This is a genomic window from Acinetobacter kookii (assembly GCF_900096895.1).
Taxonomy (GTDB): domain Bacteria; phylum Pseudomonadota; class Gammaproteobacteria; order Pseudomonadales; family Moraxellaceae; genus Acinetobacter; species Acinetobacter kookii.
Genome location: NZ_FMYO01000012.1, coordinates 43407 through 61631 on the forward strand (window position 1 = coordinate 43407; position 18225 = coordinate 61631).

The 18225-nt window shown below is 45.6% G+C and carries 17 protein-coding genes; 9 read left to right on the forward strand and 8 right to left on the reverse strand.

Annotation, left to right across the window (positions count from 1 at the left end):
• Window positions 1-51: 51 nt before the first annotated feature.
• The gene (locus BLP85_RS13280; RefSeq protein ID WP_092820631.1) at window positions 52-996 is read left to right on the forward strand and encodes a bile acid:sodium symporter family protein; all 945 of its coding nucleotides are present in this window, start codon (window positions 52-54) and stop codon (window positions 994-996) included.
• Between the two features lie 97 nt (window positions 997-1093).
• On the opposite strand, the gene BLP85_RS13285 is transcribed toward BLP85_RS13280, so the two are convergent.
• Window positions 1094-2347: a hypothetical protein gene (locus BLP85_RS13285; RefSeq protein WP_092820715.1), complete on the reverse strand. Its 1254-nt coding sequence runs from the start codon at window positions 2345-2347 to the stop codon at window positions 1094-1096.
• 77 nt (window positions 2348-2424) lie between these two features.
• On the opposite strand from BLP85_RS13285, the gene serB reads away from it, so the two are divergent.
• From serB to BLP85_RS13305, 3 genes are all read left to right on the forward strand, one after another.
• Entirely contained in the window at window positions 2425-3645 is a 1221-nt protein-coding gene (gene serB, locus BLP85_RS13290) for a phosphoserine phosphatase SerB (RefSeq protein WP_092820717.1), read from the forward strand.
• A gap of 423 nt (window positions 3646-4068) precedes the next feature.
• Complete coding sequence (aciT, locus tag BLP85_RS13300; RefSeq protein WP_092820635.1) at window positions 4069-4404, forward strand: ciprofloxacin tolerance protein AciT; 336 nt, start codon at window positions 4069-4071, stop codon at window positions 4402-4404.
• 152 nt (window positions 4405-4556) lie between these two features.
• Complete coding sequence (locus BLP85_RS13305) at window positions 4557-5036, forward strand: SCP2 sterol-binding domain-containing protein (protein ID WP_092820637.1); 480 nt, start codon at window positions 4557-4559, stop codon at window positions 5034-5036.
• A gap of 71 nt (window positions 5037-5107) precedes the next feature.
• Here the strand turns inward: BLP85_RS13305 and dtd are convergent, their stop codons facing one another.
• Window positions 5108-5548 carry a D-aminoacyl-tRNA deacylase gene (gene dtd / locus BLP85_RS13310; protein WP_092820639.1) on the reverse strand — a complete coding sequence of 147 codons (441 nt, stop codon included), beginning with the start codon at window positions 5546-5548 and terminating at the stop codon, window positions 5108-5110.
• A 358-nt stretch (window positions 5549-5906) separates the two neighbouring features.
• Here dtd and pncB point away from each other — a divergent pair, with 358 nt between their 5' ends.
• The 3 genes from pncB to asd all read left to right on the forward strand — a co-directional run bounded on the left by pncB (window position 5907) and on the right by asd (window position 8921).
• Complete coding sequence (gene pncB, locus BLP85_RS13315; protein WP_092820641.1) at window positions 5907-7112, forward strand: nicotinate phosphoribosyltransferase; 1206 nt, start codon at window positions 5907-5909, stop codon at window positions 7110-7112.
• 112 nt (window positions 7113-7224) lie between these two features.
• Window positions 7225-8073 carry a sulfurtransferase gene (locus BLP85_RS13320; RefSeq protein ID WP_092820643.1) on the forward strand — a complete coding sequence of 283 codons (849 nt, stop codon included), beginning with the start codon at window positions 7225-7227 and terminating at the stop codon, window positions 8071-8073.
• Window positions 8070-8921 carry an archaetidylserine decarboxylase gene (asd, locus tag BLP85_RS13325; RefSeq protein WP_092820645.1) on the forward strand — a complete coding sequence of 284 codons (852 nt, stop codon included), beginning with the start codon at window positions 8070-8072 and terminating at the stop codon, window positions 8919-8921. The genes BLP85_RS13320 and asd overlap by 4 nt, the downstream gene beginning before the upstream one ends.
• 140 nt (window positions 8922-9061) lie before the next feature.
• Here the strand turns inward: asd and BLP85_RS13330 are convergent, their stop codons facing one another.
• The 5 genes from BLP85_RS13330 to BLP85_RS13350 form a co-directional block, all read right to left on the reverse strand.
• On the reverse strand, window positions 9062-9673 hold the full coding sequence (locus tag BLP85_RS13330) for an SPOR domain-containing protein (RefSeq protein WP_092820647.1): 612 nt from the start codon (window positions 9671-9673) through the stop codon (window positions 9062-9064).
• A gap of 163 nt (window positions 9674-9836) precedes the next feature.
• The gene (gene argS / locus BLP85_RS13335; protein ID WP_092820720.1) at window positions 9837-11627 is read right to left on the reverse strand and encodes an arginine--tRNA ligase; all 1791 of its coding nucleotides are present in this window, start codon (window positions 11625-11627) and stop codon (window positions 9837-9839) included.
• 350 nt (window positions 11628-11977) lie between these two features.
• On the reverse strand, window positions 11978-13285 hold the full coding sequence (locus BLP85_RS13340) for a DUF445 domain-containing protein (protein ID WP_092820649.1): 1308 nt from the start codon (window positions 13283-13285) through the stop codon (window positions 11978-11980).
• A gap of 30 nt (window positions 13286-13315) precedes the next feature.
• Window positions 13316-13870: a CC0125/CC1285 family lipoprotein gene (locus BLP85_RS13345; RefSeq protein WP_092820651.1), complete on the reverse strand. Its 555-nt coding sequence runs from the start codon at window positions 13868-13870 to the stop codon at window positions 13316-13318.
• 50 nt (window positions 13871-13920) lie between these two features.
• On the reverse strand, window positions 13921-14460 hold the full coding sequence (locus BLP85_RS13350) for a DUF924 family protein (protein ID WP_092820653.1): 540 nt from the start codon (window positions 14458-14460) through the stop codon (window positions 13921-13923).
• A gap of 226 nt (window positions 14461-14686) precedes the next feature.
• Between BLP85_RS13350 and gshA the strand changes: the two genes are divergently transcribed.
• Both gshA and BLP85_RS13360 read left to right on the forward strand, forming a co-directional pair.
• On the forward strand, window positions 14687-16264 hold the full coding sequence (gshA, locus tag BLP85_RS13355) for a glutamate--cysteine ligase (RefSeq protein WP_092820655.1): 1578 nt from the start codon (window positions 14687-14689) through the stop codon (window positions 16262-16264).
• 18 nt (window positions 16265-16282) lie between these two features.
• The gene (locus BLP85_RS13360) at window positions 16283-16807 is read left to right on the forward strand and encodes a disulfide bond formation protein B (RefSeq protein ID WP_092820657.1); all 525 of its coding nucleotides are present in this window, start codon (window positions 16283-16285) and stop codon (window positions 16805-16807) included.
• Between the two features lie 48 nt (window positions 16808-16855).
• Here BLP85_RS13360 and BLP85_RS13365 read toward each other — a convergent pair whose 3' ends face one another.
• The gene (locus BLP85_RS13365; protein WP_092820659.1) at window positions 16856-18187 is read right to left on the reverse strand and encodes a PGAP1-like alpha/beta domain-containing protein; all 1332 of its coding nucleotides are present in this window, start codon (window positions 18185-18187) and stop codon (window positions 16856-16858) included.
• Window positions 18188-18225: the final 38 nt, after the last annotated feature.

Sequence of the window (18225 nt, forward strand, 5' to 3'; positions counted from 1 at the left end):
AAAAGCTCCTGCATCGGTTAGATACCGGAATAAATATCGGGATTAATCTTCATGCCTTATTTCTTGCGCTTTACGCAATTTATTCAGAAAACCTTTGCCCTGTGGGTCGTACTATTTGCCGGTATTGCTTTAATTTTCCCTGAAGCCTTTGTCTGGCTGAAAGCCTATATCGCCTGGATGCTGGGAATCATCATGTTCGGTATGGGCATGACCATGACAGTCGATGATTTTAAAGGGGTGGTGCACAGTCCTAAAGCCGTGGTGATCGGGGTGGCTGCCCAATTTATTGTCATGCCGGGACTGGCCTATGGCTTATGTCAACTGTTTCAGTTGCCCCCTGAAATTGCCATAGGTGTGATTCTGGTGGGCTGTTGCCCGGGCGGGACAGCCTCCAATGTGATTACCTATATGGCCAAAGGGAATACGGCTTTGTCTGTGGCCTGTACTTCGGTTTCGACTCTTTTGGCGCCTGTATTGACCCCGGCCATTTTTTATCTTCTGGCCAGCCAGTGGATTGAGATGAATGCCCTGTCGATGCTGGGTTCGATTCTTCAGGTGGTGTTGTTTCCAATCATCCTGGGTTTAATTGTTCGGGCTGTCCTGAAGTCAAAAGTGGACTCTTATATTCAGGTGATGCCCTTAATTTCAGTGGTGGCGATTGTGGCCATTGTGGCGGCAATTATTGCAGGCAGTAAGACCCAAATTTTGCAATCCGGCTTATTGATTCTAGGGGTAGTGGCCTTGCACAATGGTTTGGGTTATTTACTGGGTTTTTGGGCAAGCCGCCTGTTTAAACTGCCTTATGCAGACTGTAAAGCCGTTGCGGTAGAAGTCGGCATGCAAAACTCGGGTCTGGGCGTGGCCTTGGCTGCGGTACATTTTGCAGCCTCACCGATTACGGCGGTACCAAGTGCCATCTTTAGTTTATGGCATAACATTTCGGGTCCTGCATTAGCCAGTTATTGGGCAAGCAGGACAGATAAAATAGAAGAATGATCAGGAGATTTCTGCTGGGCACAGTGGTACTTCAGCATAGAATCAGAAATAAAAAAAGCCGAGTCCATGAACTCGGCTTTTTTTATTGAGTTATTTTTTAAGATGCTTTGGATTGCTTGGCTTTTAAAATTTCAGTTCTAAAGGTTTGTGCCAATTCGGCCACTTCGCTATCCATACCGTTCATCATAAAGGCATGACGGGTCAGCACATTGGTGGGATTCGGCAGGCTGACCAGCTGGTAACGGTCTGAAATGGCTTTCAGTAATTCATTCGGCAAATGAATGGCACTTTCTTTGGCTGCCAATTGTTGTACCAAACGTTCTGCCGCCTGGACAGGGCTGAGGTGCATAGCCTCAACATGGCTGGAAATGGCACTGCGGGTTTGCAACACGAAACGCTTTTCTTCACGATAACGTTTGTACAGCACATCCGACAAGAGCTGGAACACGGTACTGATCATCACCAGACATTGCACCGCATTGGGGGTTTCTACCGACATGCTAATGGTGGCGCCATGTTCATCAAATTTATGGATGGTGGCGATATCCGAACTGTTTAACTTGTAGTGCTGAACACAGAGCTCAGCGGCTTTGTTCAGAAAAATCTGGCATAAATTGAAATAGGGAACAGAAACGGTTTTATTGACCGAATCCATCAGCTGTTTTGGATCATAAAACTGGATATTCAAGGCAATGCAATTGTCATCCAGAACGACCGGTTTCGATTCTTTGACTTTAGCTTTGGTCTGGGCATTGTTCTGTGCCTGGGCAATCGCAACGGCGGCATTGTGCTGTTCCTGTTCCAAAGCCTGGGTCAGGGTTTGAATTTCATGTTTGAGGCGTGATTCATTGTTAATACGCGCCAGATATTCGGTACGGCTTGGACGGGCAATGGCACGATAGGCCAGCCATAACAAGCCATGAATCAGCAGCGATAGTAAAATCGCCAGCCATTGGGTACGTAAAATTTCCCCAATACTGGGCTGAATCAGGGTAATTTCAATGCTGCCGACTTTCTTTTCATTTTGCAGGGCTTCACGAACAAACACTTCGCCTTGACGTGTCTTGGTTAATCCACCTGTTGCCAGTACCTGATTATTCGCATCCAAAATACGGATAGAGGCCACACTCGGGTTGGTGGCATAACGGTCGGCCAATAATGCCAATGACACCGTATTGGCCGGTTCCAGCTCGGACAGGCTGTCCGTGACCAGTTGCGAGGTCATCAGCTGTCCCTGACTGGCGCGGTTAGCATTCAGCTGATGCGTTGTCGCAAGTACCAGTAAAAAGGTGTGTAAAGCAAAACTTACAATCAGTAGGCTAGCAAATAGCCCTTGTCTAGGCGCATTCAACGTAAACTTCCAAGGCATTTATGTTCAAATTCGATTATGATTCTAACAATAGTTGTAGCTCAGATCCGAGTCAATTCATGCGAGAAATCATTCTTATATCATTTTTGGGACCCGACCAGCCTAATCAATTTACACGATTAATGCAGGTATTGTCCGTACATTCTTTACAAATTTTGGACGTTGGACAAGCCGTCATCCATAACCAACTGACTTTAGGTATTGTTGTTTCGTCAGATGACCAAACTGCTACAGCATTAGCCATGAAGGAGATCCTGATTCTAGCACATGATATTGGCTTAACAGTGCGCTTTAAGCCAATCACTGCATCAGAATATGATCAATGGGTGAGTGAAGGGGGGCAGACCCGGTATATCGTGACTGCACTGGCACCTGAATTGACCGCTTCACATTTGCAGGCGGTGACCCAGATTGTCTCCAGTCAGGGCTTTAATATTGAAACTGTGACCCGTTTGTCGGGCCGTCCGGAACTCAATGGTGCAGTTGAAGGGCCAAAACGCTCTTGCGTACAATTTGGCCTCAAAGGACAAATGCTGGATGCGACTGCCATGCGTGCAGCCTGCTTGCGTTTATCGGCTGAACTGAGTGTCGATGTCGCGGTTCAGGAAGATAATGCTTACCGCCGTAACCGCCGTCTGGTCTGTTTCGACATGGACTCTACCTTAATTGAACAGGAAGTCATTGATGAGCTGGCCATTGAAGCCGGTGTCGGTGAGCAAGTGGCTGAAATCACTGAACGTGCCATGCAAGGCGAACTGGACTTCCAGCAAAGTTTCCGTGCCCGCGTGGCCTTGCTCAAAGGCATGGATGCGTCTGTTTTACCCAAAATTGCCGAGCGTCTCACCGTGACCGAAGGGGCAGAGCGCCTGATTTCGACCTTGAAAGCGTTGGGGTATAGAACGGCAATTCTTTCCGGTGGTTTCCAGTATTTTGCCGAATATCTGCAAGAAAAACTGGGGATTGATGAAGTACATGCCAATATTCTGGATGTCAAAGATGGTGTGGTCACCGGTGAAGTCAAAGGTCATATTGTGGATGGCGCTCGCAAAGCCTTGTTGCTGCGTGAATTGGCGGACAAGATGGACATTTCGCTGGAACAGGCCATTGCCGTCGGTGATGGGGCCAATGACTTGCCAATGCTGTCGATTGCCGGTTTAGGGGTGGCTTTCCGTGCCAAGCCTCTAGTACGCCAGAATGCCAATCAGGCGATTTCAAGTGTGGGCCTGGATGGGGTGTTATATCTTTTAGGTGTGCATGATAAAGACCTGAGCCGTGCTTAAGGATTAGGTCTAACTGTAGATGTTCATTGACAAAACGCGACATTGATGTCGCGTTTTTTTGTGATAAAAAGAGTCAAATTACGATGAGCGGTTGACTTAAATGGCTGATAAAAACCACAATCTCTCCATTCGTAAAAAATATTTTTTTAATGTTTTTACTGCGTTGTTTTTTTGTAATGACACGGCAAGTCTGAGCCCATCGCACTTCCAGAAAAAGTTAAAAATAAAAAAATGTAATGACAAAATAATATTGCGACAAGGTGTGTCGCTTGCTGAAAATACAAGACTTTTTTTCTCAAAAAAACTCCGCATAATGCTTGCATAGAGATTGATATCAATATATTTCATCATTTATTCACGGTATCGGGGATTTGATTTAGACCCATATAAAAGTGTCAAAATCCTATTAGGACGGAGGTTTTTATGGTTACAGCGAATTTAGCAACCATCATAGGCTTAAGCTTGATTGCCGCTGCTTTGATAGCTGTTTTCTTCTCGCCTTATCGTCGTTTGTTAAGCTTTATGTTTGCAGGTATGCTGTTTTGGGGATTGATTGAAGCCATTCGCCTCAGTACTCAAGTGGTGTTTGATTTACCTATGGGATACAGTTATCTGACTGCCTTAATGTCAGTCATGGCAATTTTAACCCTGCTGTTAATCCGCGAAGATCGTCGTGCAGAACGCGCTTTAGCCAAACGTCGCTATATTGAACATACCCCAGTCTATGACGATGAGCAGCAACATTATTCAAGCCGTTAATTCGAAAGACTTATAAATCAAAGAATTCAAAAGATGTGCTCCGGCACATCTTTTTTTATTGATTATTGTTATACAAAGCCTTACTTCAAAAAACCCAAGTTATGGTAGGATAACTCGTCAATTTTCCAACAATTACAATAGGCTTAAATGTCATGAAACTATCTTCGATTCCTGTCGTAAAATTACCGCTGGTCGATGTAAGCACGGATCCGCTTGATTTGTTAGTTGCGGGCTTAGCCTTGCGTATGAAGCAATTGGCGCGTACCAGTCCAAAATTTATTGAGCTGGTTCATGAACGTCAATTCCGTATTCAAATTGGTACCGACTTGGGTGTTGCACGTCAAATTATTGTAAACAATGGGCAAATTGACACAGTAGCAGGCGATGCAGAAAAAGCGGACTTCATTTTGCAGTTTGCAGACAGTGAACAGGGCGTAAAAACTTTAATGAAAGGTGATCCAAGTGCTTTCATGACTGGCATGCAAAATGGGACCATTAAGATGGAAGGCGATTTTGGCCTTTTGGTCTGGTTTAATAAAGTTGCCAAACTCATTCCGCCAAAATTACCTAAACCGGTCCAAGAAAAAGTCAAACTGGTACGTTCATTTATTCGTGAAAAAACAGGCAGATAGTTTTTAAATAAATACGCTAAAAATAAAAAGCCCTCAATCGAGGGCTTTTTTGTGATAACAATATTATCGCGTTATTCAACTTCCAGATTAAACGTCACTGGCCCATCATTGACCAAATGCACTTTCATGTCGGCGGCAAAAATACCGGTTTGCACATGCTCAAATTGGGATTGTGCATATTCTACTAATTGTTCATAAAGCGCTTTGGCTTCACTCGGTGGCATGGCTGGACCAAAGTCAGGACGTAAACCTTTTTGGGTTTGTGCCATCAAGGTAAATTGTGAAACCAGCAAGATTCCTCCACCGGCTTGGCTGACATTCCAGCCCATTTTGCCCTGTTCATCATCGAAAAAACGGTATTTTAATATCTTATCAATCAGCTTTTTACCTTTGTCCAGATTGTCTTCTTTGCCTAGACCCAGAAAAACCAGAATGCCTTTTTCAATTTGCCCGGTGGTTTCACCATCCACCACAACCTTTGCTTCCAGGACCCGTTGCAATAATGCACGCATAACTTAACCAATTTAAATCTTCAATTTATCTCCAGCATTGTAGCAAACAGGCAGAAATTTAAGCTTTAAAATACACATAATATCTCCACTGGATTATCAGGTTTGGTTAAAGATATTTTGCGCTATCTTTGCATGAATAAATTCAAGCAGGATTTCACGAAACTGGATATGAGTAAGTAAATGTGAGAGTCGTGACCCAAGGCACCTTATAGGAAATGAAATACGGCTCTATTGCTGAATAACAGTGAGGTTTAGCCCTTACGCTATGGGCTTGACGGGTACAGCTGTACGCAAAACTAGCAATATCAAGATAAAAAGTGTGTTTTAATGCAGTCAGCACAGCGAAATTTCATTAGATATGGCTCCAATCATTCAATCTTTGCTTGATACCGACTTGTATAAATTCACCATGCTACAGGTGGTACTGCATAAATTTCCTCAAACGCACAGTGTTTATCATTTCCGTTGCCGTAATTTAGAGGATACCGTTTATCCGCTGACGGATATTCTGGACGATTTGAATCAGCAACTCGACTCTTTATGCCAGCTTAAGTTTAAAGAAGATGAGCTGCTCTATCTCCGCAGTTTACGTTTTATCAAAAGTGACTTCGTCGATTATCTGGAACTGTTCCAGCTGAAACGCCGTTTTATTAAGGCCAGCATTGATGAGCAAGGCCGTCTGGACATCTGGATTGAGGGCCCGATGGTTCAGGCCATGATGTTTGAGATTTTTGTCCTGGCCATTGTCAATGAACTGTATTTCATGCGTATTCGCAGTGATGACGTTTTGGCAGAAGGTGAACGTCGCTTGCAGGCCAAAGTCGAACTGTTAAAGCATTATGAAAAAGAACAGAAGCCTCATGATCCGCCTTTCTTGGTGTCGGATTTTGGTACGCGTCGTCGTTATAGCTTTGCATGGCAAAAACATGTGATTGAAGTATTTAACCATGCTTCACCGGATATTTTCCGTGGTACCAGCAATGTGTTGATTGCCAAGGAATTGGGCATTACGCCGATTGGAACAATGGCGCATGAGTTTTTACAGGCCTTTCAGGCTCTGGATGTGCGTTTGCGTGATTTTCAGAAAGCGGCACTGGAAACCTGGGTACAGGAATATCGTGGCGATTTAGGGATTGCCCTGACGGATGTGGTGGGGATGGATGCATTCCTGCGTGACTTCGATTTGTATTTTGCCAAACTGTTTGACGGTCTGCGGCATGACAGTGGCGATCCCTATGCATGGGGTGACAAAGCCTATGCCCACTATAAGAAATTAAAAATTGACAGCAAAACCAAGATGCTGACCTTTAGTGATGGTCTGAATCTGGAAAAAGCCTGGGACTTGCATCAATACTTTAAAGACCGTTTTCAGGTCAGCTTTGGGATTGGCACTAATTTAACCAATGACTTGGGACAAGCGCCTCTCAATATTGTGTTAAAACTGGTGGAATGCAATGGTCAATCGGTGGCAAAAATTTCCGACAGCCCAGGAAAAACCATGACCGATAACGATACCTTTCTGGCCTATTTACGTCAGGTATTTAATCTTACCGAAACGGAATAATCATGATGGCTATAGCTGATTTTCTGCTAAATGAATGTAAAAAATCAGCATAATAGTGAAAATGACTTATGCTAAGATCGGCAATGTTGATCTAAATAAAACATGAAAAAGTATGACTGTATCTGCACTTAATTTTGGTCTGCTGATAGAAGCAGAAGAGCTGGTTCCATTTTTAGGCAATGAAAAATTACGCATTGTCGATTTAAGCCGTCGTTCTGTTTATGATCAATTGCATATTCCGCATGCCATTCATGTGCAGCCGAAACAGCTGGTACACCAAGAAGAGCAAGCATCAGGTTTATTGCCCGATGTAGAGGGTTTAAAAGCCCTGATCGAATACCTGAACATTTCGCCTGAACATCATGTGGTGGCTTATGATGATGAAGGGGGTGCCTGGGCAGGGCGCCTGATCTGGAACCTGCATTGTCTGGGTTTTGAAAATACCAGCCTGTTGAATGGAGGCATTCATGCCTGGCTGGCCGCCGGTTTGCCTACTTCTTCAGACGTGGAAAAATTAGTTCCCGTAGGGTCTCTAGTGGACATTAACCAGAGCAATATTGAAAAGTACCGTATTGAATATGCAGAGCTGTTAGAAAAAGTCCAGAACCATGACATTCAATTGTGGGATTGCCGTACCGAAGATGAATATACCGGTCTTCGACTCGCAGCGCGACGCGGCGGTCACATTCCAGATGCGCGACATTTTGAATGGAGCACTGCCCTAAATCGTGAAAATCATTTAAAATTGCATCCCCTAGAACGCACTCAGCAGCGCTTGGAACAACTGGGTTTCAATTTAAATGAACCTGTGGTGGTGTATTGTCAGTCACATCACCGTTCGGGTCTGGCCTATATTCTGGGTCGATTACTCGGTTGGAAGATACAGGCTTATGATGGTGCGTGGAGTGAATGGGGCAACCGCCTCGACAGTCCGATTATTACCGGAGAGTTACCGTCTTGAGTTTCACATCACGTTTAAAAAAACAATTATTTATTCAAGCTCAACGTGTTGTGCCCCAACACCAGTTATCACGTGTCGTGGGTAAACTCGCAGCGAGCGAAAACCCAATCATCAAAAATACCGTGATTCAGGCTTTCAAAGCCCAGTATGGGATTGATATGTCGATTGCTGAACAAAGCAATGCATTGAAATTCAAATCATTTAACGAATTTTTTACCCGCTCTTTAAAAGAGGGTGTGCGTCAAATCGATACGGATCCGCACAGTATTGTGTCACCTGCAGATGGTGCCATTTCACAATTGGGTAAAATTGAAGAAGGCGATATTTTTCAGGCCAAGGGTCAAAGCTTTTCGGTGGAAAAACTGATTGCCGATCCGCAATTGGCTGAACCCTTCAAAAATGGTCATTTCGCGACAGTGTATTTATCACCTAAAGATTATCACCGTGTGCATATGCCTTTTGCCGGAACTTTGACTGAAACCTTGTATGTGCCAGGTGAATTGTTCTCGGTCAATCAAACCACGGCAGAAAATATTCCAGGCCTGTTTGCGCGTAATGAACGTATGGTCTGTCTGTTTGATACTGAACTGGGGCGTATGGCGGTGGTTCTAGTCGGTGCCATGATTGTTGCAGGCATTGAAACCGTGGCAACGGGTAAGGTAAAACCGAGTGGACATCTGGAACTCAACCAGCACAACCTGTTTCTTGAAAAAGGCGCAGAGCTGGGCCGTTTCTATTTGGGTTCAACCGCTGTGGTGCTATTTGAAAAAGATAAAATGCAATGGGACCCGATGTTTAAAGCCAATTCCGTTGTAGTGATGGGCGAAGCTTTGGGGCATACGGTTTAATAATATTCCTTCTCCCTATGGGAGGAGGTTAGGTGGAGGGGCTTTTAAGTATTACCTCTCCCTAACCCTCTCCTAGCAAGGAGAGGGAATTTAAGCCATAAAAAAGCGCCTCAATAGAGGCGCTTTTTTATATCTGGGGTTTATCGTTTCACCACAATGGAATCAATGCCACTGCGTTGCAAAGTTTGCTGTGCAATCATTGCAGCTTCCTGAGAATCATAAGGCCCAGAAATTACCCGATACCAGGTTTGACCGCTTTCAACCGATTTCACTACGTCAGCAGACAGACCATTCAGGATAATTTCGGCACGGCGTGCATCGGCACTATCTGGATCGGGATAGCTACGCACCTGCAAAATATAACTCGGCTGGTGGGCAACTGGCGCTTCAGCGCTTTCCAGACCTGGCTCGGCTGTCTCAGCTGGAGGAGCGGTTTCTGTTTCTGGAGCTTCAACAATCACCACAGTTTCTGAATTTTTAGTTTCAGGGACTGCCTGATCTGGAATAGGTGTTACTTGCTGCTGTGGCAATAAATCGTAGAAACGATAGTCCTTGTTGGTATCTTCCTGATAATGTTCAGAACTGATCTGATTTTTCGGTTTAACCGGTGCCCACGGTTTCCATAGCATCAAAGCTACCGCAAAACTCAACACAATTAAAATAACGACAAGCGTTCCCAGCCATGCAGGAATTAATGGCTTTTTCGGCTTATTCGGTCGTTCAGAGACACCGCGCTGCGTTTTTCCAAACACGTGGGATTCCTCGTGTGTTATTTTTGAATTAAATGTTTTTTAAAACAAGGTCTTATTTTTAAAATAATAATCCCTTGTTTAGCCTGTTGTCTATAAACCATGAGCTAAGCTTGCATCATCAACATGACTTTCAGTCTTGCAGTGATGCAAAAGCTGGTTTTGCTTACATCGCCTCAGGAGCAGATACACCTAATAATTCTAAACCATTACGTAAAACCTGTTGTACGTTTACTGAAAGCAATAAACGGGCTTGTGTAAGTTCAGCATCATCATTGAGTACTTTATGCTCATTATACCAACCGTGGAATAATGCTGCCAATTCTTTCAGATAGTTACCGACTTGATGCGGTTCATAACTGTTGGCTGCACGAACCACGATTTCCGGGTAGGCTGCAAGTTTGGCCAGAATTTCTGTTTCTGCATCCAGCGCAAGTTTCGCCGCAAATTGACGTGCATTCGCAGCATCAAAGTTCACGCCTGTTGTCGCTGCTTTTTCTAGCATACGGCAGATACGGGCATGTGCATATTGAATGTAGTACACGGCATTGTCTTTGCTTTGCGACACAGCCAGGTCCAAGTCAAAGTCAATGTGCTGTTCAGACTTACGCATCACGTAGTAGAAACGCGCTGCATCGTTGCCGACTTCTTTACGCAGGTCACGTAAGGTCACGAACTGACCTGAACGGGATGACATCTGCACCATCTCGCCACCACGCCATAGGCTCACGAACTGAACCAGAAGCACGGTCAATTTTTTCGAGTCATAGCCCATGGCATCAATCGCTGCTTTAACACGTGCGATATAACCGTGGTGGTCTGAACCCCAGATATCCACGATATCGGTATAGCCACGTTGCAATTTGTTCAGGTGATAAGCAATGTCAGAGGCGAAGTAAGTGGTTTGACCATTACGGCGTTTGACTACGCGGTCTTTTTCATCGCCAAATTCAGTCGATTTGAACCAGATATTTCCATCTTGTTCGTATAAGAATCCACGTTGATCCAGGGTTTGTAGCGCTTCTTCAATTTTTTCGGTTAAAGATGCTTCACTGAACCATTGGTTGAAGGTTACACCAAATTCGCCCAAGTCATCTTTAATGTCATCCAGAATGGCTTTGAGCGCTGCTTGATGGAATACGCGATAACCTTCGCCAATCAGGGCTTGAGAGTTATGAATCAGGCCATCAATGTGTTTTTCTTTATCGCCTGAAAGCACAACCTTGCTGCCATCTGCATCCAGTTCTTCAGCATATTGCACATCTTCAGGCACATCTTTGTAGACATCAGCAACGGGACGGACATAAGCATCGCCATCCTGGTCGATAATGCTTTGCGCGATTTCTTTAACGTAGTCGCCCTGGTAAGCATTTTTAGGGAAGACTAAGCTTTGACCCCTAAGCTCTAAATAACGCAGGTAGGTAGAGGTCGCCAGAATGTCCATCTGACGGCCAGCATCATTGACATAATATTCACGGTCAACTTTGGCACCGGTTGCTTCCAGCAGGTTGGCAACGGTCATGCCGTATGCTGCACCACGGCCATGACCGACGTGCAGGCTGGAAGTCGGGTTTGCTGAAACAAATTCGACTTGAATACGCTTTTCGGCATTGGCCCGGGTACGGCCAAACTGATCTTGTTGCGCCTGAATCTGGTCTAAAACAGCAAAGCGCTGGTCGGCATTTAAAAAGAAGTTAATAAAGCCGGGACCCGCAATTTCTGCTTTGCTGATGTCTGCTACTTCAGGAAGGCTTGCAAGAATTTTTTCTGCAAGATCGCGAGGCTTCATACCTGCAGCTTTAGAACCAATCATGGCAATATTCGAAGCGAAGTCACCGTGGCTTCGGTCTTTGGTTCGCGTTAAATGACCGCTGTTATTCCAGTCGGATGGAAGTACACCTTCAGCTTGAAGAGATTGCACTGCATGATCGAGAGCTGCTTGGATTGCCGTATTCATAATCAGTCGAAAAATAAATGTCGCAGAAAAACAGCAAATATAGCAAATTTCACAGTCTTTAGGTGAACCCATTTGTATTGAATGAATCTTGTCCGACAACGAGTGCAGAATTGAAGCCGGATAAATGCTGCCAAAGATGTAAAAAAGCATGATTTAGGCTTGTCTAAACGGATCATTCCCGGGACTTTGCTTTTCCTATTATGCTGATTTTATTGCCGGTACTATGTAAAAGGACTGCAAAAGCGGTCGTTCTGCCTACGCTGTCCTCAGCCTGAACCAAAGCAAAGCACGGCTAGTTTTCTGTCAGATGCAGCTCAGAATGAGTCTGTGTGTGGGTGCCTTGCTCCCTGCTAAAGCGCCCAGTCAATCAGGGCACGAATAATCCCCAGCACTAAACCGATAAAACCGCCGACCACCACACCATTGACCCGGATCATGTGCAAGTCGCCACCGACTTCATTTTCAATTTTGTCGATCATTTCGCGCGAATCCCACTCATGAATGCGTTCGCTGATAAAACGGATCACTTTTTCGCTGTATTGATCACTTAAATTAACCGCAAGGCCACTCATCCGCTCATTCAGCAATTGACGTACAGCCGGATTGGAAATGATATTTTCCCCGACCTGTTGAATGGCAATACGCAGGTTTTGCGCAATGCCTGAATCTGCCTTGAGTAAATCGGCTTTAATGGCATCACAGAGGATCACTACGGCGCCACTGATAAAATTCAGTACCTGCGGGCTATCCAGCAGGGCATTTTTGGTGCGGTTTAAGCGCTCACTGGCCTCACTTTCACTATCGGCCAGTTCCAGCATAAGCTGCAGGCCCATCTGTTCAATTTTTTGCCGCCACGGATGCTGCGGGTCGGCCAGCATGGATTCCACCCGTTCAATCAGTGAATCGATGGTGCGTTGCTGTACATCAATCCCAATCCAGCTGGCACCTTTGGCCAGTTTCCACACGCCTAATTCTTTGAACAGCCGGCGAGTCATTTCATGGGCTTGTTCAGGATGTGAGATCATCCATTCATGCGCCAAATCCAGTCCGCGTTGCAATACATCCTGATGGAAATCATTTTCCAGCACCGCGCGCAGCATTTCACTGGCCAGGGTATTGACCTGGGTATTACGCACCCATTGCACACTGTTGTTTTGAATAAAGTTTCCAATCTGTTCCTGACCCACAAATTCGAAAATCTTGGGTACGGTTTGCTGAATCACTTGCATGACCTGGGTGTTATTTTCCGGCTTTGCCAGCCATTGTCCAATCGCCAGACTCAGATCGGTACTTTTTAGGCTTCTTTCCACCACTTGTGGAGATAAAAAGTTTTCCTGGACAAAACGCCCCATGGATTCGGCAATCCGGGCCTTATTGCGCGGAATGATTTCAGTATGATCGAGCAAGAACTTGGGAATCGGCATTTTCCCAAACGGATTGCGGAACAATACGGTAATGGCATACCAGTCGGCCAGTCCGCCGACCACACCTGCTTCGGCAGAAAGCATCAAAATATGAATGAACCAGGCATATTCAGGAATCAGCTTGGCCACCAGCATCAGCACCAGCCACGTAACGATGGCACTGATTAAGGCAATGGTGGCAAAGCGTTTACTGCGTTGCAAACTCGGTGTGGTGATTGCTTCCGCTGTGCTCATGCAAGATTCCTGTCGGTTGCTAAACTATTGTTATTTTGCCGTTTTCGGTACAGGTGGGGGCAGCACCTGGCCATTAGGACCCAGGCCATATTTTTGTCCTAAATATTTTAAAATCAAATAGGCATCAAAGGCATCGTCGGGTGCTTTTTTCTGATCTTTATAACATTCAATGGTATAGGAAACCTGTACCGGGTCAATAGTCACTACACGCGGCATGTCATAAAACGGGTCAGGCCAGAAGCCGGGATAACGGCGATAATAGCCATAGGGATAGTACATCGGGCTGGAATAAACCACGGCCTGACGGGGAGGCTGGTTGCGGTTACTCGGATCATTCAGCACCTTAAAATAGCGGAAGCCGTTTTGTACTGTGGTCTGGGCGGCTTTTACCAAGGTAATTTCTTCGGCAGTGCCAAAACTCATATTGGGACGGGCCTGAAAACTGATGCGATAGCTTTGTGCATTCAGAGGGGTATTGCTAAATTGCCCGAGCTGGTCAAAAGTCAGCGGTTTTGAAGGCGTGGTTGCACAGCCTGACAGGGCCAATGCCACCACCATGCTCAAGCCTAGAATGCTGTTCTTCATGTTAAACCTCCATACGATTTACTGTGCGCGGGAGGAGACACAATAAATGCTTAGAAACGACTATTCGGTTGGGTTAAAAATTCGAGCTCTTCTACAGTTGAGCTACGTGCCAAGATGTGATTGCGGTGCGGATAGCGTCCGAAACGGTCAATAATCACCTTATGCATTTTTTCGTAACCCAGATTCATGGGATTATTTAAGCGCTGAAATAATTTTAACGCGAATTCGTGAATCAGTTTCGATTCACTGTGCATAAAGGGCATGTATAAAAACGACCGTTGTTCCGGACTTAATTGTTTATCCAAATCCAGGCTAATGGCTTCTTGCGCCAGTGCCAGGGCCAAGGCATCCTGGGCGAAGGCCTGAGCCTGGTCCCGAAACAGGTTACGCGAGAATTGATCCAGAACAATAATTTCAGCCAGGCGGCCTTCAGCGGTTTGACGCCATGACCACAGTTCAGAACGTGCCGCTTTTTGGTGAATGTCCTGAAATTTTTGCTTGATCAGTGCATCAAAATCATCACTTTTAGCAAACCACAAGGGCTGAGTTTCCAGACTAAACCAGAAGTCCAAAATATCTGGATAATTCATAATATTTACAATTCCTTAGCACTTATTATTCAATACAAACACAAAATTCAGATGTCTTATAGAGTATCTTTGTGATAAAAATTTGCCAGAAATAAAATTGACGTTTTGCTTGAAAACTATACAGGGTGTAATGTAGCAGCCAAAAATCACGTTATACTTATATAAACTGATGATTTTATTTTAGTAGTTTTATTTAGTAGTTATCTTCCGATAAGCGAGATTGTTAATGAGTCAACCCGAATCGACCTCTCAAGTTGTGGTACCAACTTGGGTGGATTCTTCGCTGTTTAAGGGCATGTTGCGCGGTATTGAACGTGAAAGCCTCCGTATGCAAAGCAATGGCTTTCTATCCCAAGCATCACATCCTCAGGCACTTGGCTCTGCTTTAACACATCCGCATATCACCACGGACTATTCCGAAGCCCTGATGGAGTTTATTACTCCTCCACAAGACAGCATTGAAAAAGCACTCGATTATTTGGCCGATATTCATGCCGTTGCGCACCGTCATTTGGAAAATGGAGAAAAACTCTGGCCCTTGTCGATGCCCTGCATGCTGGACGATAACGAAGAAAACATTCGTTTAGCCCAATATGGCAGCTCCAATATTGGACGCTTCAAAACCTTGTATCGTCGTGGTCTGGGCGTGCGTTATGGTCGCCGTATGCAGACCATTTCCGGCGTGCATTATAATTTGTCTTTTCCGGATCAAGTGTTTGAAGCACTGCAACAGCATGAAAGCGATGAAGCGCTAAAAAGCCTCAGTTTGCAGGATTATCGCAGTCACCGTTATTTTGGCTTGATCCGTAACTTTATTCGTTTAACGCCCCTGGTGATGTTCCTGGTCGGAGCCAGCCCTTCGGTTTGTCAGTGCTTCATGACAGGGCGCGACCATCATCTGTTGCCTTTATTAAAAGGCACCCTGTTCTTGCCTTATGCAACAGCACTGCGTATGGGCAATTTTGGCTATCAGAATTCTGCACAGAAGCAATTGGGCATTCACTACAACAATCTGTCGGGTTATCTGGACGGTTTGCAGAAAGCCGTGAAAACGCCTTACGCGCCTTTTAGCCGTTTAGGGCTAAATGATGAACAGGGTGAACCGATTCAAATCAATGATCATGTGCTGCAAATTGAAAATGAATACTACAGCCTGGTTCGTCCGAAGCAGGTGCCTCAAGCGGGAGAAACCCCATCCCAGGCGCTGAAAAATCGCGGGGTGGGTTATGTTGAACTGCGCGCAGTCGACGTCAATCCGTACAGTCCAATCGGAATTGATGAAAATACGGCAGCATTTCTGGAAGTCTTGGCGTTGCATTGCCTGGTACAGGACAGCCCCGATTTGCTCGATCCGGAACAGGAACAGATTGAGCGCAATCAGGCCGAAGTGGTCAATCGTGGCCGTGCACCGAATGCCACTATTGTGGATGCGGCTGGAAAACATCCGATTGAGGACTGGGCACGTACGCAGGTCATCAAAATGCAGCCTTGGGCTGATTTACTGGATGCCGCCTATAACACCCGGATGTATTCAGCAGCCTTGGCGGTCATGCTCAACCGCATTGATGAGGTGGATGAAACCCTGTCAGCACAAGTGATTGCCGATACTCTGGAACATGGCGGGACGTGGGGTTTTGGGAGTGTGATGGCACTGCAACATGCAACGACTTATGAACAGCACTCATTAAGCCCGGATACTCTGGCTTATTTTGAGGGGCTGGCGGAGCAGTCATTGCAACAGCAACAGCAACTGGAACAAGATACGAGCATCAGTTTTGAGCAATATCTTGCCGATTATCGATAAAAATTAAGAGGATTTGCCATGCAATGGAGTTATCGCTTCGTGAGTGGTTTTTTATTTTTAGCCAGTGTCGCGGGGATGGCATTTGCGTTGTATTTGGAGCATGGGCAAGGGCTTGAGCCTTGTCCACTCTGCGTTTTTCAGCGTATAGGGCTAATTGGTCTGGGGATCATTTCCCTGATCGCTTTCCTGCATAATCCCATTTCAAATGCGTTTAAGCGTTTTTATGCTTTGTTGGGCACGCTTAGTATCCTCTGGTCTGCAGGGATAGCAGCACGTCATGTCTGGCTGCAAAATTTGCCACCCGATCAGGTGCCGAGCTGTGGTCCAGGTTTGGATTATTGGCTCGACACCTTGCCGTTAAAGTCGGTATTTGAACAGGTGCTGAAAGGTTCGGGTGAATGTGCCAAGGTCGACTGGACCTTTTTGGGACAATCTCTTCCGGTATGGTCCTTGGCTTTCTTTGCCGTACTGGCCTTGATCAGCCTGTGGCAACTGTTGCGTCACTATCCAGGGGTGAACAATAAAACAGCCAAGAAAAAATAAAGCTGTGTATAAAAAAGCCAACCGAACGTTGGCTTTTTTATTGTTGACTTAAGTCAGTGCAATACCTGATAAATCTTCCAGCTGCATGAGGTATTCATGCACTTCTTCTTTGACCTGTTCATTTTGCGGCGGGTAGAACCATTTTGCAATCTGTTCCGCCACACTGGAATGATAGTGAATTTCAAAATGACTTAAGCCATAAAAGATCGCTTTGTGTGATTCCGGCACTTTCAGTTGAAAACGCGGATTGGGATGTTCACCTAAAGCACTTTCCACACTGACCAGATAGTCCCCCAACACCTTTAAGGTTCGGTTCTTTTTATTTTCATATTCAATGGTGCCTGCAACCAGATAGGTATTGATATGTTTTGGCAGGGGAGCCGGTTTACGGTTGTCATCCATGCCGCCAATCCGGGCGTGATTATGCTCCCAGTCATCATCACGCACACTGCCATAGCGCAAATCCAGAATGCCATTGCTGCGGATATTGACAATATGCCGGATGATTTTCACAAAAGGAAAATGCCCCAGTTTGTCTTGCAGGATAAACCCGAAACGTTCCAAGACTGCACCATGATGCGGAGAACCCAGGCAGACCAGGTTTTCGGTCAGATGTATCCATTGATACATGTTCTGTTTGCCGTAAAACAGGGCGCTGCGCGAGACCAGACCGCCCATGCTGTGGCCAATTAAATCAATACTGGTAATGCGCGGATTGCGACGAATCAAGTCTTCCAGCGTATGGGAAAGACTACGGCCATTGGCCGAGATACGCCGTCCGCTATTGTAATTCAGGTACAGCATGGTGTTATTGCCACGTTGCGCCAGCAATTTTTCGCCAATACCGCCGTATTGCGTGTTGCTCCAGTCCAGATGGTTCATGCACAAGCCATGTACGAAAATGACCACGCGACCGGATAAATCGCCTTTTTGCAGCCCGCCATAATGGTCATACAGCACCATCGGCAGGGCCATCGGGTTCTGGTATTTCAATAAGTAATCACCCAGCACTCCGTTGAGCACCCCGACCAGAAAATGCAGGGTAGGCGTGAGCGGCTTGTCATGTAATTTTGGGTATTTTTCAATAATTTGACGTAGGCCTGGTGCCAATAAATAGTTGCCGTAGTTGAGCAGGGTGTCGAAGGACAGCTGGTAGAGTTTGTCGATATAAGGAATTTTTTGCAATTTTTTCGAGCGTTGTTCACTCATGCCAAACATGCTAATCAAAATTTCGCGTTGAATCGCCTGGATCAGCTCCTGCATGACGTCGTTTAGACGGGTTGTCACCAATTGTGCGAGACCTTCCAATACATCAGCTTGACTGGGCGGTGTACGGTCCCATCTACAATAGGTTTCATGTAATGGGGTTAAACTCGGCATTTGACCTGTCCTTTTTGTGACCATGTTTCCCATACCCT